This window comes from Tenacibaculum insulae (genome assembly GCF_964512435.1).
GTDB classification, from domain to species: domain Bacteria; phylum Bacteroidota; class Bacteroidia; order Flavobacteriales; family Flavobacteriaceae; genus Polaribacter; species Polaribacter insulae_A.
Genome location: NZ_OZ208512.1, coordinates 2,617,698 through 2,638,697 on the forward strand (window position 1 = coordinate 2,617,698; position 21,000 = coordinate 2,638,697).

Here is a 21,000-nt window from a genome sequence, read left to right on the forward strand (position 1 = left end):
TCTTTTTAATTTAGTTTCTTTTTTTATTATCTTATAGTAACTGTACTACCACATCCTGAATCTTTACGATATACAAGTCTTGTGGTTGATTTATAAGCTCCTGAGCTACTTATTGTTTGAATATATGCACTACGGCTACAATCCCAATTTGCAGTACCTCCTGCGTTAACCTTAGTTCCAGGGTTATTACTACCGCTTTTACCAACATAAATAGTTCGGTTAGATGTGTTACGGAGTTTTACATTATTTCTTTTTTGTGCAGCTTGGTAGTTTCTTTCGTTTTGACGGATTTTTGCATATGCAGGTGTAGCTTTTACAGAATCGTTAAATCTTCTTATTTTATCGTTTTTAGCTTTACGTGCTTTTATAATTTTTGCTATATCTGCTTTATCTTTTGATGTTTTTGGTGTTTTTTGTTTCGCTCTCATAGCCTTCATGTAATCACTTAAAATCTCTCTTAATTTTAACGATTTAACATACTTTAAAGTTGGCGTTTTTGTTATGGTTTTAATACCTCGCTCTGCCTTCATTTTATTTTTCATTCTCGACATAAAGCCTCCTTTCTTTTTTTTAGGAGTTTGGGAACCTTTTTTAATTTTAGCAAAAATTCTTACTATATTAAATGAATCTGAGTTGATATTATTAACTCTAAACAAAATATCATCAACCATTATATATCCATCATCTGATCTTTTTCCTTTGATTGACATAACATTAGGATAATCATCAACTCTATAAAAATCACTCATTTCGGTAACTAAAACATGTTTCTTATTTGTACCTGCTATAGTTGTTTTAAAACCAATTGGTACCCCAGAAGCTAACTTAACTATTTCTATATTTATTTTTGTTCCTGGAGCATCATTAAACGAATAAGTTCCGTCTTTATTTTCTTTCATTTTACCAAACTCTTCGTATACCGTTGTTTTACCGTTAGCTTGAATAGTTTCGTAAAGATTTTTTTGTGCTTGTGTAAATGTTACCACAAAAAATAGAATAACTAATAAATATATTTTTTTCATTTTTTTATTGCGATTATTTCTTATGTCAAATAAACTGGAATTAAATTACATTTACATCATTTAGTTTATGAATAGCTGATTGGGTTTGTGAATGGTAAAATTTACTCATAAAAAAAACAGCATTAAGAAATTCTTAATGCCGTTTTCAGAGGATAATTATGATATATTATTGATTAAAAACAACCTAAAGTTGGTAATTGCTCACTTGTTAATGCTGAACCCGAGTTAAAACCTGTGCAATTTGTTACATTAGTAGTGTCCCACCCTGATAAATCTTGACTAAAATCATAACAATTACGAAACATATTATACATACTTGTAGCGCTTTCAACATTCCAATCAGAAATATCTTGGTTAAATTTTCTTGCCTCTAAAAACATTTCACTCATATTAGTTACATTACTAACATCCCACTGATCTAATGGTTGATTAAAGCTAGTTGCTCCTGCAAAAAGATATGCCATATTAGTTACATTACTCACATCCCAATTATTTAATGACGTATTAAGTGCGTATACATTATCAAACATAAAAGACATTTCTGTTACATGTGATAAATCAGGTACATCTGTAGCGGTTATATTTAATTGTTTGCAATATCTAAAAGCTTTATTCATTGACTGCCATTGCATATTTCCCCATTGTGTAACTTCTTTCAATTTGTTTAAATCATCTCCTGTTTTATTAAAATATATTGCAGGGAATTTACCTGTAATAGATACTGTATAAGTTCCCATATTTTTATATGTATGACTTGCATCACCTGTTAAATTGTCAGTTACAATACCGTCTCCCCAATCTACAGTATAATCATAAGCCTCATTAGATAAAGATGGATTAATAGGAATAGAAATTTCATCTCCGTTGGTTGTAGTTTCAAAAACCATTTTAAAAGCAACAGTTGCTCCTTCAAAAACATCTGTTACATTAATAACAATTCTTACAGATGTACTTGTATTAGCGTCAGAAACTTGTACTCTTAGTATATAACTTGTTGTTGTTTCATAATCTAACATTTCACCATCTGCCAAACTTATTTGACCATTAGTAGTATCAATTTTAAAAAGATTATTAGGGTTTACAGAAATACTGTAACTTAACATATCCTCCTCATTATCTGTCGCTTGTACTGTACCTATTATAACATCTCCTGTTATATCCTCTGATACACTAAATGTTGATTCAATAGCCACAGGAGCTTCATTTTCAGGTAAATTATCATCTTTACTACAAGAAGTTATTGTTAAAGCCAATGCTGTTAACAATGTAATTGATTTTAATAATTTCATAATTTTAAATTGATTGATTGATTAAATTTTTCATCAAAAAAAAGAAATAATCTTTATTACTCAATAAACCACTTTGTGAATAACTGATTGAGTTTGTGAATGGTATTTAAAACAAAAAAAAAGCTCAGTTTTTAAACTGAGCTTAGAAATAATCAACTTAAAACAAATTAAAAACCTGCTCTAATTGTTAAATATTTTTAATGAGTTATTATTCAATTACACGGATAGCTTTAGCTAAAGCATCTACTGCATATAATTTATTTGATACTTTATCATAACTAACGCCTAAAACTTGTTAAAATTTAGCTGTTGATGCATCTCCATCTACAAAACCATAACCGTTAAAAACAACACTTGTTACTTCTTTTGTATCCATGTTAATTGCTTTTATTCCTCTATCTCCATTGTTATTTATATTTACATACAAATAGGTTTCATTTGGGCTAAATGCTAAACTATGTGCTGCTGAAAAACGAGCATCTACTCCTACTCCATTTGCATCACTACCACCGTCTGTTTTAGATCCAGCAAGTACCGTAACATTATTTGTATCTAAATTTACTTGTAATATATTTTTATAATTTGCTATGTATAAATTTTTATCTTCGCTATCAATAACCATATGAGCAGGACTAAACTCTGATGGTAAATTATTAAATACCATAGTAGTTACTTGTTTAGTAGCTAAATCTATTTTTCTTACACGTTTAGTTGCGCCTCCCACACTACTTATATTTTCAGAAACATACATCATTGTTCCGCTATTATTAACCATATATTGCAAACCAGTTTGTGAATTGCAGATTGAGTTTGTGAATGGTAATTTTAAATACAAAAAAAGCTCAGTCTTTCAACCGAGCTTTAAAAACCAACTTAAAACAATAAAAACATGCTTTAACTTTTAAAGATTTTTTTTAAAAATTAAACTTAAAAACAAATTCGTGAGAACCACTACTATACTTTGATATATCATTTGTAGCATGTTCATAAGCATATCCTAATTTCATTTCTTTAATAAATTGAAACATCAACAATCCACTAAATGATTCTTGTAATCGATGTGAAACCCCTACTTCTACTTTATCTAAAAAACCAACAATTGCTGTTGCATCAAATGATAATGGTACACCAGATACGTGACGCATCATAAATGATGGTGTAATTTTAATTTTATTTTCATTTTTTAAATCAAATGTATAACCCGCTCCTAAATAAACATGTGGCTTATCTGATGCTTTTGTGATCGTGTTTCCTTCTTTTTCATATCTCTTTCCTTTTAATAAAACAGGTACTGATAAACTTACGTAATAATTATTACCTTTTAAATACGCTCCTATTCCGAAATTAGGGTTTGTACGACTTACATTCTCAGAAAAAAGAGGGTCACTAATGTTTAATGAATTCAAATCAACATTAAAAAAAGAAAAACCTCCTTTTAATCCTAAAAATAAATTAGTGCTTTCTGCTAATTGTAACTTATAAGAAAAATCGATATAAACATCTGTTTCTTTTGATACAAAAAACTGATCGTTAACTATTGATAAGCCTAAACCTACGTTTTTACCTATTGGTGATGATAATGATAGCGTTTGTGTTGAAGGCGAATCACTAATTCCTGTAAATTGACTTTTTATTAATGTAGTAAACTCAAGTCCTTCTGATGATCCTGCGTAAGCAGGATTTATCAGATTCATATTTAAGTTATACATTGTAAATGAAGGATCTTGTTGTCCTTGTGCTTTTATACATACCATTATTACTATTATGGTAAATATGTTTTTTATATTATATAATTTCATTTCTTTTTATTTTAAATGATTAAATAGCTTATTAATAATTTACATATAACCAACCTTTAATTGGGCTAACCCCTGGCTCGTTTAAATTAATAATATATAAGTAAGAACCTACAGGTAATTTTTCATTACTCCCCCCTCTTTGGTTTGCTTTACCATCCCAATCATTCATATAATTTGTTGCAGCAAATACTTTTTCTCCCCAACGGTTAAATACTTCTACTTTATTTTTTGGGTAATTATCTATATTTTCTATAACCCAAGTGTCATTTACATTATCTCCGTTTGGTGAAAAACCTTGTTTAAATACAAGTTCTTTACTATCACAAGCATCTGAAATACCATCATTATCTTCATCTGGTCCTGTTATTGTTACAACTGCAGTTTCTGTTGCTGTATTACCGTTATTATCTGTAACCGTTAAAATAACTGTTGTTGTTCCTAATGTTGGACAGTTAAAAGTTTCTTTATCTAATGTCATAGAGGCAATACCACTACAGTCATCTATACTTCCGTTATCTATTTGTTGTGGTGTAATTGTTACACTTCCTAAAGCATCTAATTGCACAGTAATGTTTTGTGTAACTACTGTTGGTGCTACATCTTCTTCTACAGTTACAATTGCTGTTTCACTTGCTGTATTTCCTTCTCCGTCAACAACTGTTAAGGTTACTGTGTTTGCACCTATCATTGAACAATCAAAATCTGTTACATCTAAACTCATTGAAGCTATTGAACAGTTATCTGTTGTTCCATTATCAATATCTGTTGTTGTTATAGTTGCATCTCCGTTTGCATCTAACGTTACTGTTATGTCTTGCGTAACTACTGTTGCTCCCATAACATCTTCTACCGTTACAATTGCTGTAGTAGTTTCTGTTGTTGTTCCATCTGTAGCTGTTAAGGTAACTGTATTTGCGCCTAAATTTGCACAGGTAAAATCTGTTACATCTAAACTTAATGTTGGATTACTGTTACAACCGCTTCCTGATCCATTATCTACTTGTGATGGAGCAACTGTTATTTGTCCGTTTGCATTTAGCTGTACTGTAATATCTTGTGCTACCGCTGATAATGTTTGATTTGGATCTTCAACTATCGTTACTACTGCCGTTGCTGTTGCTTCATTGCTATTTTCATCTTCTACCGTTAAAGTAACTGTATTGGCTCCTAAATTTGAACAAGAAAAATCTGTTACATCTAAGCTATAAGTTAAATTTACTGATGATGTACAGTTATCAGAAGATCCGTTGTTTATTTGTGCTGGAGTAATTGATACTTGACCTCCTGCTCCTAATTGTACTGTAATATCTTGTGTTAATACCGTTGGGGCAACAACATCTACTACGGTTACTACCGCTGTATTACTTGTACTATTTCCTTGGTCATCTACTACTGTTAAAGTTACTGCATTGGTACCTAAATTTGCACAAGTAAAATCTGTTACATCTAAGCTCATTGAGGCTACTGAACAGTTATCTGTTATACCATTATCAATATCTGCTACAACGATTGATGTGTTTCCACTACCATCTAATTGTACCGTAATATCTTGTAATAATACTGTTGGTGCCATTACATCTTCAACGGTTACTACTGCTGTGGCAGTATCTGTTGATGATCCGTCTGTAGCTGTTAATGTAACAATATTGGCTCCTAAGTTTGCACAAGTGAAATCTGTTACATCTAAACTTATTGTTGGATTACTAGTACAACCACTTCCTGATCCGTTATCTACTTGCGTCGCCGTAATTGTTGCATTTCCATCTGCATCTAATTGCACAGTAATGTCTTGGGCTCTTGCGGTAAATGCTTGACTTGGATTTTCTGTAACTGTAACCTCTGCCGTTGCTGATGAACTATTATTTGTTGATGTATCTACTACTGTTAAAGTTACTGTATTTACTCCTAAATCTGAACAGGTAAAACTTGTTACATCTAAACTCATAAATGCTATTCCACAATTATCACTACTTCCGTTATCTACTTGTGATGGGGTGATTGTTGCATCTCCATTTACATCTAATTGTACCGTAATATTTTGGGTTACTACTGTTGGTGCCATTACATCTTCAACGGTAACTTCTGCAGTAGCATCTACACTATTTCCTGCTGTATCTGTAACTGTTAAGGTTACTGTATTTACTCCTGATACTGCACATGTAAAATCTGTTATATCTAAACTCATAGAGGCTATAGAACAATTATCACTACTTCCGTTATCTATTTGTGACGGGGTAATTGTTGCACTTCCATTAGCATCTAATTGTACTGTAATATCTTGTGTTACTACTGTTGGTAAAATATTATCTTCAACGGTTACTACTGCTGTTGCTGTATCTGTTGATGATCTGTCTGTAGCTGTTAATGTAACTGTATTTGCTCCTAAATCTGAACAGGTAAAATCTGTTACATCTAAACTTATTGTTGGATTACCATTACAACCACTTCCTGATCCGTTATTTACTTGTGCTGCCGTAATTGTTGCATTTCCATCTGCATCTAATTGCACGGTAATGTCTTGGGCTCTTGCGGTAAATGTTTGATTTGGATCTTCTACTACGGTTACCACTGCTGTTGCTGGTGCACTATTTCCTGCCCCATCTGTTACCGTTAAAGTAACTGTATTGGCTCCTAAATCTGAACAAGTAAAATCTGTTACATCTAAACTCATTGATGCTATAGAACAATTATCTGTACTTCCGTTGTCTACTTGTGATGGGGTAATTGTTGCATTTCCATTTACATCTAACTGTATAGTTAAATTTTGAGTAATAACAATTGGATCTACACTATCTACAACCGTTACTGTTGCTGTATTATTTACACTATTTCCTGTTGTATCTTCAACTGTTAATCTTACTGTATTTATACCTAAATCAGCACAAGTAAAACTTGTTACATCTAAACTCATTGAGGTTATTGCACAATTATCACTACTTCCGTTATCGATTTGTGATGGAGTGATTGTTGCATTTCCATTGGCATCTAATTGTACCGTGATATCTTGTGTTACTACTACCGGGTCTACATTATCTGTAGTGGTAATTGTTATTAAACTTGAAGCTACGTTATCTACATTATTTGAATCTTGAGCAACATCTTCTAATACTTGTAAAGTAACTGGAGTACCACAAATATTTGCTGGTGTTACATCTACCGTATAATTAGTACCGGTAACTGCTGTAAAATTACTTAAAGTTGCTCCTGTAACCGTAATATCACTTACATCAAAACCTGTTACTGCTATATCAAATTGAATTGTAGCTGTAAATACATCTGAAATGCTTGTTGGTGGATTTATAAATGTAGGTGTTGGTGCAGGTATTAAACTAAAGATTGCTGTTATCGTTTTATCAGCATCCATTGTAATATTTAAAGGGTTTGTAGTTCCCGAAGCATCTCCACTCCATCCATCAAACTGATAACCAGTATCTGGTGTTGCGGTTAATTCAACAGAAGTTCCATCTGCATATGCTCCATTACCATTCGGGTTTGGATTTGTAGCTACCGTTCCGTTTGTTGCATTAATTGTTAATGTTCTTTCTACATAAACAGTTGAGCCAAATTCATAAGCTCCCATATCTACTGTAGTATTAAAAATACGATTGTTTCCTAATAAATCGGTATTACCTTCGGTCTTTCCGTTATCTCCACTATCTTTTGCTGGTGAACCTGACTGTAAAGTAAAGTCTGTTGCACTTGTAAATAATGGATCTGAATTACTTGTATTCGTTGTACTTGTAATACTATCGTCATTAAAATTTAATTCATCAATTGAATTATTAATTATTAATGAGTTTACTGATGTTTGATTTAAGTCTGTTATAGAACGAGTTGTAACTCCACTTGGACCAGTATTTCCCCAAAAAATAGTGTTATTAACTTCTGCATTTAAAGTTGAACTTATCCCTGACGGTTTACTTATTGCAACAACTGCCCTAGATAAATTATTTACCAAATTTGTACCTATATCTTTATTATTTACATAGGTGTTATTTGTTAAATTTAATGTAACATTCGATCCATTAGCAATTACTCTAAACCAAGCTGCACTACCAGAAATACCTGTAACAGACGAACTTAAATCTCCTGCTAAATTATTATCAAATAAACTATTAATTACAGTTATATCAACATTTGTATTTGCTCTAACAAAAGTATAAATACCAGATGCCCATCGTGACATATTGTTTATGAATTTAGAATTTTCAATAATTAACTCACCTCTTGCACCTGAAGTGTTATTTAATTCAAATTCTGCCAATAAACCAGCATTATCGTTTCTACTAACATTATCTTTTACAATACAGTTTTTAAGAGTTAATTTGGCTATTGTTTTATCTTTTATAATAGCACCTCCTCTTTCTGTAGGATCTAAATTAGTGTGAGCATCACTTATGGTTAATCCATCTAATAATAAATTATTACCTGTAGCTTCAATGTTAATAATATGATAGCTATTATCATTATTACGGCTTGTGTTCGCATAATTCAATGCATAATCAGTAAGATTAGTATCATTTCCTTGTAAATCACCTGATAAAATGGTTTCATTTACACCTACTATTCTTTGTGAAATAGAAGTTTCAGTTCCTGAAAAACCTCCATAAATTTTCACATTTTCTTTATTAATCTGAAAATACACAGTTCTACTTGTTGTATGAGGTTTATATGTTCCGCTTGCAACCCAAATAGGACTATTTGTATTTCCAAAAAAAATAGAACTACGCAAATCAGTATAGGCATTTACCCATGAAGAACCATCATTATTACCTGTTGCTGCATGGTTTACATATATGATACCTGTTGTTCTATATGTTTTTGCAGCTGACCATGCTGAAGTACCTGTAGTAGCACATGGTGTTCTTACATAAAACTTATATGGTGTTGAAGGATCTAAACCATTTATAGTTGTACCATTAAAAACTTGTGTTATAATAGTTGCATTAGTAAAAGGTTCAGAACTTTTATGATATGCAACCTCATGCTCTGTTGCAGGTGTTGCTAAGGCAATTGTAGTACCTGTAATTGTTGTACTAGAAATTACACTATTATTAGGCGGTGTACAATAACCACCAACATTTCTAATATTTAAAATTTCTTGAGCTGTTAATTCTCTGTCGTATATTAAAATATCATCAATAACATCGTTGTATTTTAAATTAGCAGGTATCGTATTATTTTTGTTGTTTCCTACCACTATATCACCAGCAAGATCAAAAAAAGGTGTTGTTCCTGCATTTGCATATAATTGATCGTTTTTTTCATGCAAAGCTCCATCAACATGAATTGAAGCTACACCATAAAAGTTACCTGATCGAGAACGAGCTTGAAAACGAACAATTATATGATGCCAATTACCGTCTGCTATAAAACCACTTGTTGCTGTAGTTCCTGAATATGCTTGTGTAGTATTAAATCTAGCCCTATGTTGCATTCTAACATCAGCAATTATTTTACCTCTATAAAGCATTATAGAATATCCTTTTTGAGTACTTGCAAAATTGTTACTTCCTCCGTTTTTTTGACTATCATCTATAATTGTCTTATATTCAAATGTATCAGTATTGGTTTTTACCCAAAAGGAGTATGTTAAATGCCCATTATGACTAAAAAAAGGTCTTGATAAATAATCTCCATTTAAACTAATGGCTTTAGTTGTATTATTTAAACGATCATTAACCTGAGTTAAAGCAGTACCTGTTTGGGTAAAATTGTTACTATTTGCAGCATCTGAGAGACTACCATTAGTAAATTCGTACATTCCTTGTAACCCATTTGTGGGTATTTGCGCATAGGTTATACTAAATGCAAATAGAAATAAAAAATAAAATAATTTTGATTTCATGTTTATGTTGATTTTATATTAATTAGAACAATAGTACTAGTTTACAATAGTTTAAACACAAACCAGTTTGTGAATGGTAGATTGGGTTTGTGAATGGTAATTTTATTAAAATAGATTGAAGTAAACTCTGTTTATATCTTATAGGTATAATTATTCCTTTTGATATAAAAACACTTTAAATTTAATACTTAATCAAATTAATGTCTATATGTAAAATGTATATCAACTATTTGAGTCAAAAACTAACCATTTGAGTCATTTTATTATTTTATAGATAATATTTAATATTTTGCGATACCAACTAAAATAATCAGAAAATGATCTTATCTTTTTTTAAGAGAATATCTAATTTAGGAGTAGATTCTAAAAACACAAAACAGAAAAATAAAACGATACGGTTGATTAATTTAATCTGTATACTTTGGTATTTTGCCTTTTTACTAATTGGATTTATGATTTTGTTTGGTTTAATTTCTTATACCGAAGACAAATATTTTAAAGGTATATCTATAAACTTAATAGGGCTTTTTATTGTAGCTGTAATTCACTATTTTAATAAAATTAAAAGATTTACGCTTGCTGCTAGTGGAATGCTATTATTTATGACAGCTTACTTTTTTATAATTACCACTTTTAGCGCTCCTCAAAAATTTATTGAATTTTTTTATATCTTAATTCCTATAATTAGTCTTGTTTTTTTTGATAAAAACAGATATAGTTGGATTTTTTTAGGAATAAGTATACTTATATTTCACTATACTTTTATCAAACTAGGGTTTTATCAATATAATGAAGTACTATTTCTTTCTCCTTTAATGATTTGGTTATTTATTCTTAATTTTTTAATTGTTTTATATTTTAAAACCCTAAATAAGAATAACGAAAAATTATTAGAATTAGAGCGTGATAAAGTACTTGATGATAAAATTATTTTAGAAAAACAAGAAACAGAATTACGTGAATTAAATGAGTTTAAGTCTCATTTTTTCGTTAATTTATCACATGAAATTCGTACACCTTTAACCTTAATTCAAGGATATACAAATCAATTAAATTTTAATAATTCGGACAAAGAAAATGTTCAGAAAATAGCTGTTATAAAAGAGCAATGTATACAAATGCAGCATATTATTAATAGTATTATGGATTTGAGTAAAATGGAAACTAGCGAACTCCAACTAGATTATTCAACTGTAAATTTAAGTAAGTTTTTAGAAAAGCATACCGCAAATTTTCATAGTCTTTTTACAAACAAAAACATCTCGTTTGTATTCGAAAACCAAACTCCTAATATTAATATTAAAATTGACAAGGAGTTATTTTCTAAAGCAATTACCAATTTATTAAGTAATGCTTTAAAGTTTACAAAATCTAACGGTGAAGTTTCTATAAATACCTCTATTAGCAATGAGTGTCTTAAAATTAAAGTTATTGATAATGGTATTGGTATAGATAAATCAGAAATTGAAACTATATTTAATCGTTTTTATCAAGTAAAAAACGACATAACTCAAAGTCAAGGTAGTGGTATTGGTTTAGCCTTTACTAAAAGCATTATTGAAGCTCATAATTTTTCTATTGAAGTTGAAAGTGCTTTAAATAAAGGTACTTCCTTTAGTATTTGTATACCTAAAAAGCTTGTTAATCCAATAAGCAAAACAACTAATGATTCTATCAGAGTATATTATTCTAACAAGCAAACGAAAACTATAGTTGTTGATAAAAAACAAAGCATACTTTTAGTTGAAGATCATGAACACATGAGAACCTACTTAAAAAATGTATTAAATAATTACAGTGTTACTTTAGCCGAAAATGGAAAAGAAGCTCTTGATATTCTTAAAAATAACAATTTCGATTTAATTGTAACTGATTATATGATGCCTATAATGGATGGTGAAGCTTTTGTTAAACAAATTAAAAAACAACACAACAAAACACCAATTATAGTACTTACTGCACGAACAGATAATCACGGAAAATTATCAATGCTACGTTTAGGTATTGATGGATATTTACATAAGCCTTTTATGGAAGAAGAATTTTTAATTCATGTTAAAAACTCTATAGCTTTATACAGAAATATCACTGAATTTGATAATAATAATTCTGAAGAAGAAACAAGTAATATTAATGCTTTTGCTGATAAATTTAACTTAAAGCTAACTACTTATATTAATAAAAATATAAACTCTCCTTTGCTTACTGTGGATGCTATTTCAGACTACATGAAGGTTTCTAAAAGTACTTTAAATAGAAAAGTTAAAAGTATATTAGGACAAACAGTTATTCAATTAATACAAGAAGCTCGATTAGAAAAAGCTCGTCAATTATTAATAGAAGATCCTTTTAAATCAAAAAAAGAAATAGCTAAAGCTGTAGGTATTACCAACACTACTTACTTATTTGATAAATTAAAAGAACGTTATGGTTTTTAAATAAAAATATTTTTATTAAAATCGTTTTTTAAAAGGAAGTGTTAAAACTACTTTTGTTCCTAATGAAATATCATTTTCATATAAATCTTCAATATGATACCCTACATGGGTATTAAATTGCTTTTTAAAGATTTCTAGTCGTTTTTTTATGGCTTTTAAAGCAAAAGATTCATGATGATTTCCTTGTCTAGAAATAATTTCTCCAGCTTCTTTTCTACCTATTCCATTGTCTGTAATTATACATTGTAGTGTATCATCTTTAAAAATAAAATCTATCTTTAGTGTTTTTTTACCATTTTTGTGCATTAAACCATGTACTAATGCATTTTCTATAAATGGTTGAACTAACAACGACGGAATTTCTAAATCATCATCTGTATTAGAAGTAATTTGATAAATAAAATCATCGCCAAAACGAAGTTCTTCTAACTGTAAATACACATTTAAAAAACGTAATTCCTTATCAATAGCAATAAAATCTTGGTTAGAATAATTAAGTGTATTTCGTATTAATTCAGCAAATAAAACAATATAATCATAAGACGCATCTGTATCTTTTCTTAAAATTAAATCTTGAATAGAATTTAATGCATTAAAAATAAAATGTGGATTCATTTGTGAACGTAATGCTGTTAAATTAATAGCAATTAGTTCTTTTTCTAATGATATTTTTTCTAGTTCTGCTTGACGTTCCTTTTCTTTTAAAATTGATTTTCTTTTAAAATACAAAACTGTACTTCCGAAAAAAAGAATAGCTATACCTAATCTAAACCACCATTGGTTCCAAAACGGTTTTGCAATCGTAATTGTAATTCTTTTTGTTCTTTCAACGCTGGGTTTGCCATTAATAATTGGTTGTACTTCAAAAGTAAACTCACCTGCGGGTAAACTATTATATTTAACAAAGTTTATACCCGAATCTGTAGTAATCCAATCATTATTAAAACCTTTTAAACGGTAGTTATAATTATTTTTTTGATTATATAAAAATCCGTTTACATTAAAACCTATTTTTATTGCATTTTGATTATAATCTAATTTGTAGCTTGATTTAATTTTAGATTTTTGTCCATTAATTTCAATAGTATTAAAATACACTTCTGGTTGTTGTACTTTTTGTGTTGATTTTTTATCAATTGAAAATAAACCTTCATTTGATGAAAAGTATATCTTATCTTGTAATGGTACAATATCAGAAATATCATAGGATATAATTCCGTCAACTTTTTTAAAAGTTTGAAAATTATTGGTTGTAGTGTTTAGTAATTGAATACTATTATCTGAAGCAATCCATAAATTATTTTCATCTGCTTTAATTTTTTCAATATAATTTGATGTTAATCCGTTTTTAAAAGTGTAATGTTTTATTACAGAATCGTTTTTTACACCATAAATTCCGTTTTTAAAAGTACCAACCCAAACTATTCCATTAGTTGATTTCGTAATAGATTTACCAAAAATAGGTTTATTTTTATAAGTTATTTTTCTTCCTTTCCAAACACTATCAAATCGCATTAACGCATCAACATAAGCTATATATGTGGTGTTTTTTATACTATCAAAATACGATTCATAAGTTCTTCTTCTTTGATTGAATAATACTTCGTCTTTAGACGCAAAACGATTATTATCAAAAAGTACCACACCTTTATTAGAGGTTAATAATAATTGGTTATCTTTTAAAATCGTTAAACTTTTAGCTGTGATTAAAAGTTTCTTCTCTATTAGTTGGTTATTTGTTCGATTTAAAATATAACCTCTAAAATCTGTAGCTATATAAACTGAATTCAATTTAGGATGGTAACGTATTTTAGAAATTCTATCCCTTTCATTTAAGTTTATAAAGGTATTTTTACTTGTTTTAATGTTATAAAACCCTAAATTACCTCTAGTGTTTCCATAAACAAGTGTTTTATTATTGATAACTTCTAAACTGGTTACATTTTTAAAATTTCCAGGGAGAGATTTTATATTAATATTAGGTATAATATAAATACCATCATTTAATGTTATTAACCAAAAATTATCGTCTTTATCTTTTATAACTTTTGTTACATTTTTAGTAGTTAAAAATCGACTTTTTAAAATATAGGAATCTCCTGATTTTTCATAAACCCAAACACCAGCACTGGTCCCAAACCAAATAGCATTTTCAGTTTCAAACTGATTGTAAATTTGTTTGTTCGCTAATTCCTCAAAATCAGCTGTTATCACTGTTGTTTGCTTATGTATATTTAATTTAAAAAAAGTGTTCTTATTCTTTATTAATGTTCTAAAATAAAGAGTTTTTTTTATTTTAAAAATAGTGTTTTTACCAGTAACTATAATTTTACCTGCTACAGAATCTTTTAGATTTATAGGTAGAGATTGTACAGTAGTTATATTGTAATCTGAAGAGAAATTATAAATTCCTGAAGTGCTTCCAAAAAAAACAGAATCATTATAAACTATTGGTTTACTCAAAGTAACCTTTTGAATTTGAAATATTTTTACTATTTCTTTTGTAACTAAATTAATTTTATAAACGTCTCTACTGCCATAAATAATTAGAGAATCTTCTTCAACTATATAGTTTACTAATTCACCTTTTAAAATACCACTTAAATCTATATATAAATGCAATTTATCATTTTCAATATAAAAAAATTGCCCTGAAATATTGTTACACCAAATTCTACCTAAATGATCTTCTTGAGTATTAAAAACTGATAATCCACGTTGTTTTGGATGTGTGTAATTTTTATATGATTTACCATCATATTTAAACAAACCTTTATCGGCACTTAGCCAAATAAAACCTTTACTATCTTCTATAATATCATAAAGTTCTTTGTCTGGCAATCCATTTTTTTCTGATAAATGTATACTTACAGGTTCTTGAGCTTGTATTGTTAATGAGATAGAACTTATTAATAAAAAAACAAATATTTTACGAATCATGAATATAATATTTAAATATTTTTATTAAAATAATCAACTTTAGCCCTTGAAATTTTAGCTATTATATTAGTGCCTACTAATGTAATACTTTGCGTAGTTTTATTTAGAGATTCAATAAAATTTATATTTACTAACCACGTTCTATGTGATCTAAAAAAAGAGGTTTCTTCTGGTAATTTTTCTTCAAAAAACTTTAAGTTTTTACTTGTTGTTATAAACCTATCATTGGTTAAATATAATTTACTATAAGCGCCATCTGCCTCAATAGCTATTATAGTGTCAATATCTATTACTCTTCTATTACCTAGTTCTGGTAATACTAGTTTTTTATAATCTTTATTTTTTATAATTTTTAATAACGATTTATAATCTACTAAAGCAGCTTTATTTATCAATTTAGTGCTTAACTTTTGTATTGTATTAGCTAATTTTTTTCTATCAATTGGTTTTACCAAATAATCAATTGCATTTAACTCAAAAGCTTTAATTGCATAATCATTGTATGCCGTTACAAAAATAATTTCAAAAGTTATTTCATCAAAAAAGTTAACAATTTCATAGCCCGCATATTGTGGCATTTGTACATCTAAAAAAACTACATCTGGCTGTAGTTCTTTAATTTTTTCAACACCTTCTAATAAATTGACACATTTTGCTACAATAGAAATTTTAGAACTAGTACGTTCTAATAAATTTGTTAACACATTACGAGCTCCTTGCTCATCATCAATAAGGATTGCCCTAATTTTATCCATAATAACAAATATAAGTATTGATTTACAATTTTTAACAATAGACTTTATGAATGGCAGATTGGGTTTGTGAAGTGATTTTATTTTATTAAAAAAGGTATCTTTACGTTTTTAAATTATTTATTTTGAAAATGTTTTTTCAATATTTTTCTTGTGATATTCATAAAATTGAACTTCCTAAAAAATTTACTTTTCCGTTTTATTACGAACCTCATAAATTGTGTAAATTAGCTACAACAGAAATCCAGGAATATTTAAAAACTCAAACTGATTTTAAACATAATTTTGGAATCAATAATACTGAAGAAGGAATTGTATCAGGAAAAATGTTTGGGGTTTTAGTAGTGCAAAATCAAGAAAATGAAATTGGATATATTACTGCTGTTTCTGGTAAATTAGGTGATAAAAACAAGCATAAAATGTTTGTACCTCCCGTTTATGATATGCTTGCTGAAGATTCGTTTTTTTTTAATGAAAAAGAAACTTTAAATAACATTAGCTTAACTATAGAGGCTCTTGAAGAAAATACTGAGTATTTAACAGCCTTAAAAAAGTATACTACTGAAAAAGAAAAAGCAGTTACCGATATTCAAGAAAAAAAAGAAGCAAACACAGTAGCTAAAAAAAATAGAGCTTTACGAAGAGAAAAAGCAATAACCGAATTATCTACAGAAGATTATCTTGAGTTTAAAAATATTTTAGACAAAGAAAGTTTAGAAGCTAAGCATTTTTTTAATAATGTAAACAGGTATTGGGAACATACTTTAAAACCTCTTGAAGAAAAACTTTTAGTATTTACCAACGAAATAACCTTGCTAAAAGAAAAACGTAAATCTAAATCTATTGCCTTACAACAATATATTTCTGAGCAATATCAGTTTTTAAACTCAAAAAAAGAACGTAAAAACATAGCCCAATTATTTAACGGTAATTCTGTACAAAACATACCAGCTGGCACAGGTGAATGTGCGGCGCCTAAATTATTACAATATGCTTTTTTACATGATTTAAAACCGATTGCAATGGCCGAATTTTGGTGGGGAAAATCGCCAAATAAAGAAATACGGAAACACAAACAGTTTTATCCGGCTTGTCAAGGTAAGTGCAAACCTATTTTAACGCACATGTTAGCGGGTATTGAAATGGATACCAATCCGTTATTAGAAAACCCGGCTGTAGGAAAAGAACTAGAAACTATTTTTGAAGATGATGAATTAATTGTTGTTTATAAACCTAATGAATTTTTATCGGTTCCAGGAATTAACATTCAAGATTCGGTATTTACTCGCATAAAACAACAGATAAAAGATATTTCTGGCCCTATAATTATTCATCGTTTAGATATGGCTACTTCTGGTTTATTAGTTTTAGCAAAAAATAAAGAAGCGCATAAAAATATTCAAAGTCAGTTTATAAATAAGACTGTTAAAAAAAGGTATACGGCTTTGTTAGACGGAATTATTACTGATGAAAAAGGAACTATAAATTTACCTTTAAGAGTTGATTTAGATGACAGACCAAGACAGTTGGTTTGTTATGAATATGGAAAACCTGCCAAAACAACTTGGGAAGTAATTGAGCGTAAAAACGGAAAAACAAAAGTACACTTCTACCCTATTTCTGGACGAACACATCAATTACGAATGCATGCTTCTCATAACTTGGGATTAAATACTCCTATTATTGGGGATGATTTGTATGGTAAAAAGTCCGATAGATTGTATTTACATGCAGATACTTTGGAATTTACACATCCTACAACAAAACAAAAAATGAGCTTTCATAAAAAAGCAGGTTTTTAATTAGCTCTCTGAAAAATCAGCAAAATAACTTAGCCCCGATTGAAGCATTTGTTTGAGCTCCTCGCAGAGAGCGAGTGCAGAAAGCGGGAAATAGCTACAGATAAAAAAACTAATTTTTGAATTTGTAATATCACTTATTTTTTGCTGATAATAAAAACACTTATACGTTTTATTATGTACAATTACCTTTTATTATCTCGTTCATTAATTCATTCGGTATTTTCCAACCTAGTTGTTTAAAAGGAGTACTATTTATTTTTTTTGTCATTTCTCTAATAACTTCCGAATTAAAAATAGCGTATTCGTATTTAAAATAATTTAATTTTGAAATATTATAGTTTATAATTCCTGTTATTTTTTTATCGTTATCCGTTTGATGAAATCTTAAACTACCAATATTTTCATCAAGTTTATTAAAGCCTACTTTTATTTTTTCAAAATTTAATTGTGCATAGAAATTCTCAAGAAAAAGGATATCTATTTTAGCTAAATCTTTAACTGTAAATCTCGGAATTATAACTGAATAAAAAGTTTTAGCATTTACAAAAAGTAAGCACTTTTTTTTCGCAATAAATAATACAGAAGCATTCCATTTTCCAAAAATATTTTCAATTTCTATAACTTGATTATCAATTCTCTTTTTTATTATTTTCTCAAGTTTTTTAGTTGTAAATATTGTAGTCATTAAATTGTTAGTTTTTATTTATAAACTATTTCATCTTTTCAAAAAATGATAATTTGTAATTCGGTAATAAATTAGGATTGGTAATTTTTATCATATCTTTTAATACTAAATCGGGTCTTATTGGTGCTAATTCAAAATAAATAAGTCCGCCCGTTTTTCCTTTTTTAGTACCAATTGTGTAAATATTTTCACTATGTAAAGCTTCAAACTCTTTATAATGTTTGTTAGCACTTATTAGTTGTTCTTTAGTTTCGTAAAGTCCACAGCCAATCCAATAATCAGCTTTTTTTGCTGTATCTAAAACACTTTCAAAACTAAGTTGTAAGCTACCTGTACCCGTGGTTTCTTTCCATAAATAATTTAAATGTGCATCTTTAAAAAAAGTAGCAATAAAACTATCGCCTCCAGGAACATTCCAAATATCTTTAAACATACTTCCTGATAAAATTGTTGGATTTTTTTTATTGTTCTTTGCAATTTCCTTAGCTTTTAAATAACTTTTTTCGATAGCATTAAAAATACTGTCAGCTTCTTTTTCTTTATTAAGAAGCGCTCCAAAAAACTTAATCCACTCGGCTCTTCCTAACGGAGTTTCCTCTAACCATTCGCCGTTAAAAACAACAGGAATTCCTGTTTTTTTAATGTTTTCATACAATTTACTATTTGGGTTTAATGAAAAACCAACAACCAATTCGGGTTGTAAATCCATTAGTTTTTCAGTGTTCATGCTCTGCTCTGTACCAAGTTCAGTAACATGACCTTCGTCAATTCTTTTTCTTGTTTTTTCTGATGAAATATATTTGGCATGCGGAAAACCAACCAACTTATCCTCACTATTTAAAAGTTCAAGCATTGGTATGTGTGTAGTGCTGGTAACCACTAATTTATTTACCGGAACTTTAATTTCATTTTTAGCAATATTTGTTTTATTGGTAAGAGTAAACTCAAATTGTTTTTTAGAGTTTTGAAACACTTTTTTAATAATTAGTTTCTTTTGCCCATTTACGGTTACAATATCAAAACCTTTAGCGTGTTTGATAGTACTATTAATTGTGATTTCTTTTTTGACATCTTTTTTTTCTACATTTTTACATTGAATAAGAAATAAAGAAATAATAATAAGTGATACTAAATGTTTCATTTTTATAGCGTAATTTTTATAATATGTCCGTAATTAAGTTTTAAATCAAAAGAATTTTTTAAAGGTTTTTTGTTGATATAGGCATACAAACTTCTAATAACACCAGCATGTGTAACAACAACTACTCGTTTTTTATTTAATGTTTTTAGTTCTGTTAAAAACTGAACGGTTCGGGTGTGTAAATTAATATAAGACTCCCCGTTTGTAGCAGCAACATTCACAAAATCTTGCATCCAAACATCAAGTTCGGTTTTATTTATATCATCCCATTTTTGAAGCTCCCAATCACCAAAATCGAGTTCTTTTAATCGATCATCAAAAATAATAGAGTCAGAAAGTTTTTCTGCTAATAATTTACAGCGTTGTAAGGGACTCGAATAATAAACAGTTTCAGAATCATCTACTTTAACCTCTTTTAAAATAGGTTGTATTTCTTCTAAAAAAGTATCGGTAACACCAATATCGGCTTGCCCATAGCAAATACCTTTTTCAATATTTGGTGTTGTATGTCTAACTAAAATAATTTCCATATCACAAGTATTGATAAATAAAATACAACTTCGGAAACTTGCTGTAAAGCACCAGCACAATCTCCCGTTTGTCCGCCAATCCATTTTTTAAATAAGCGAGACATATATAAGTAAGCAAAAAATAAAGGAATTAAAACTGCAAATATTCTAATATCTTTAAAAAAGAACAAAGGTGCTAATCCGAAGAAACCCGAAATAACAAGCGCTTTTGTGCTCATTTTTTGTGTTGTAGGTTTTACTTTAGCGGTATCAATATCTCTTACATATTCTTGCGTGTATAATAAAACAGTAGCCACAAAGCGGCTAATTGCATGCCCAGAAATAAGTATTAAAGGAATGTTTTTTACATTATTATTTAATTCGTGTAAGCCTGCTATTTTTAAGGATAAAATTGAAATTAATCCTACAACTCCGTAAGTTCCGAGTCTAGAATCTTTCATGATAATTAAGATTTTCTCTTTCGTCCATCCACCTCCAAATCCGTCGCAAACATCTGCAAAACCATCTTCATGAAAAGCACCGGTTGTCCAAACAGAGGCAATACAGCTAAAAATAATTGCAATTATTGGGCTAACTACAAAAGAAGCCCCGTAAAAAACGAGTGCAGCAATACTACCTACTAAAATACCAACTAAAGAAAAATAACGACTACTTTTATTTAATATTTCAGGAGAATGATTTACCCATTTAGGACACGGAATTCGAGTAAAAAATAAAACAGCAGTTAAAAAATAATGGATTTGATTTTTCATAA

At 29.0% G+C, this 21,000-nt stretch carries 13 protein-coding genes; 2 read left to right on the forward strand and 11 right to left on the reverse strand.

Annotated elements, in window-relative coordinates; all coding sequences use genetic code 11:
* Positions 1-26: 26 nt before the first annotated feature.
* The 5 genes from ACN5J5_RS12060 to ACN5J5_RS12080 form a co-directional block, all read right to left on the reverse strand.
* Entirely contained in the window at positions 27-1,022 is a 996-nt protein-coding gene (locus tag ACN5J5_RS12060) for a hypothetical protein (protein WP_418645141.1), read from the reverse strand.
* A gap of 173 nt (positions 1,023-1,195) precedes the next feature.
* Entirely contained in the window at positions 1,196-2,311 is a 1,116-nt protein-coding gene (locus ACN5J5_RS12065) for a BspA family leucine-rich repeat surface protein (protein WP_418645142.1), read from the reverse strand.
* Between the two features lie 295 nt (positions 2,312-2,606).
* On the reverse strand, positions 2,607-3,086 hold the full coding sequence (locus tag ACN5J5_RS12070) for a hypothetical protein (protein WP_418645143.1): 480 nt from the start codon (positions 3,084-3,086) through the stop codon (positions 2,607-2,609).
* 139 nt (positions 3,087-3,225) lie between these two features.
* Positions 3,226-4,110: a type IX secretion system membrane protein PorP/SprF gene (locus ACN5J5_RS12075; protein ID WP_418645144.1), complete on the reverse strand. Its 885-nt coding sequence runs from the start codon at positions 4,108-4,110 to the stop codon at positions 3,226-3,228.
* Between the two features lie 31 nt (positions 4,111-4,141).
* Positions 4,142-9,958, reverse strand: a complete 5,817-nt coding sequence (locus tag ACN5J5_RS12080; protein ID WP_418645145.1) for a gliding motility-associated C-terminal domain-containing protein — start codon at positions 9,956-9,958, stop codon at positions 4,142-4,144.
* Positions 9,959-10,275: 317 nt separating this feature from the next.
* Here ACN5J5_RS12080 and ACN5J5_RS12085 point away from each other — a divergent pair, with 317 nt between their 5' ends.
* Entirely contained in the window at positions 10,276-12,396 is a 2,121-nt protein-coding gene (locus ACN5J5_RS12085; protein ID WP_418645146.1) for a response regulator, read from the forward strand.
* A 15-nt stretch (positions 12,397-12,411) separates the two neighbouring features.
* Here the strand turns inward: ACN5J5_RS12085 and ACN5J5_RS12090 are convergent, their stop codons facing one another.
* Both ACN5J5_RS12090 and ACN5J5_RS12095 read right to left on the reverse strand, forming a co-directional pair.
* Positions 12,412-15,336 (reverse strand): sensor histidine kinase, encoded by a 2,925-nt coding sequence (locus ACN5J5_RS12090; protein ID WP_418645147.1) that lies wholly within the window; start codon positions 15,334-15,336, stop codon positions 12,412-12,414.
* Between the two features lie 11 nt (positions 15,337-15,347).
* Positions 15,348-16,091: a LytR/AlgR family response regulator transcription factor gene (locus ACN5J5_RS12095; protein WP_418645148.1), complete on the reverse strand. Its 744-nt coding sequence runs from the start codon at positions 16,089-16,091 to the stop codon at positions 15,348-15,350.
* A gap of 128 nt (positions 16,092-16,219) precedes the next feature.
* On the opposite strand from ACN5J5_RS12095, the gene ACN5J5_RS12100 reads away from it, so the two are divergent.
* The gene (locus ACN5J5_RS12100) at positions 16,220-17,890 is read left to right on the forward strand and encodes a pseudouridine synthase (protein ID WP_418645149.1); all 1,671 of its coding nucleotides are present in this window, start codon (positions 16,220-16,222) and stop codon (positions 17,888-17,890) included.
* Positions 17,891-18,062: 172 nt separating this feature from the next.
* Here the strand turns inward: ACN5J5_RS12100 and ACN5J5_RS12105 are convergent, their stop codons facing one another.
* The 4 genes from ACN5J5_RS12105 to ACN5J5_RS12120 are packed head-to-tail and all read right to left on the reverse strand — an operon-like array spanning position 18,063 to position 20,998.
* The gene (locus tag ACN5J5_RS12105) at positions 18,063-18,575 is read right to left on the reverse strand and encodes a DUF6933 domain-containing protein (protein ID WP_418645150.1); all 513 of its coding nucleotides are present in this window, start codon (positions 18,573-18,575) and stop codon (positions 18,063-18,065) included.
* A gap of 25 nt (positions 18,576-18,600) precedes the next feature.
* Positions 18,601-19,716, reverse strand: coding sequence for an ABC transporter substrate-binding protein (locus ACN5J5_RS12110; RefSeq protein WP_418645151.1), 1,116 nt, complete (start codon positions 19,714-19,716; stop codon positions 18,601-18,603).
* A gap of 2 nt (positions 19,717-19,718) precedes the next feature.
* Positions 19,719-20,246 (reverse strand): alpha-ribazole phosphatase, encoded by a 528-nt coding sequence (gene cobC, locus ACN5J5_RS12115; protein WP_418645152.1) that lies wholly within the window; start codon positions 20,244-20,246, stop codon positions 19,719-19,721.
* Positions 20,231-20,998, reverse strand: coding sequence for an adenosylcobinamide-GDP ribazoletransferase (locus tag ACN5J5_RS12120; RefSeq protein ID WP_418645153.1), 768 nt, complete (start codon positions 20,996-20,998; stop codon positions 20,231-20,233). The genes cobC and ACN5J5_RS12120 overlap by 16 nt, the downstream gene beginning before the upstream one ends.
* Positions 20,999-21,000 lie beyond the last annotated feature (2 nt).

Coding starts and splice junctions, on each gene's coding strand:
- ACN5J5_RS12060 (WP_418645141.1), bottom strand. CDS start 1,022: ATGAAAAAAATATATTTATTAGTTATTCTATTTTTTGTGGTAACATTT.
- ACN5J5_RS12100 (WP_418645149.1), top strand. CDS start 16,220: ATGTTTTTTCAATATTTTTCTTGTGATATTCATAAAATTGAACTTCCT.
- ACN5J5_RS12120 (WP_418645153.1), bottom strand. CDS start 20,998: ATGAAAAATCAAATCCATTATTTTTTAACTGCTGTTTTATTTTTTACT.
- ACN5J5_RS12080 (WP_418645145.1), bottom strand. CDS start 9,958: ATGAAATCAAAATTATTTTATTTTTTATTTCTATTTGCATTTAGTATA.
- ACN5J5_RS12095 (WP_418645148.1), bottom strand. CDS start 16,091: ATGGATAAAATTAGGGCAATCCTTATTGATGATGAGCAAGGAGCTCGT.
- ACN5J5_RS12105 (WP_418645150.1), bottom strand. CDS start 18,575: ATGACTACAATATTTACAACTAAAAAACTTGAGAAAATAATAAAAAAG.
- ACN5J5_RS12065 (WP_418645142.1), bottom strand. CDS start 2,311: ATGAAATTATTAAAATCAATTACATTGTTAACAGCATTGGCTTTAACA.
- ACN5J5_RS12075 (WP_418645144.1), bottom strand. CDS start 4,110: ATGAAATTATATAATATAAAAAACATATTTACCATAATAGTAATAATG.
- cobC (WP_418645152.1), bottom strand. CDS start 20,246: ATGGAAATTATTTTAGTTAGACATACAACACCAAATATTGAAAAAGGT.
- ACN5J5_RS12110 (WP_418645151.1), bottom strand. CDS start 19,716: ATGAAACATTTAGTATCACTTATTATTATTTCTTTATTTCTTATTCAA.
- ACN5J5_RS12085 (WP_418645146.1), top strand. CDS start 10,276: ATGATCTTATCTTTTTTTAAGAGAATATCTAATTTAGGAGTAGATTCT.
- ACN5J5_RS12090 (WP_418645147.1), bottom strand. CDS start 15,336: ATGATTCGTAAAATATTTGTTTTTTTATTAATAAGTTCTATCTCATTA.
- ACN5J5_RS12070 (WP_418645143.1), bottom strand. CDS start 3,086: ATGGTTAATAATAGCGGAACAATGATGTATGTTTCTGAAAATATAAGT.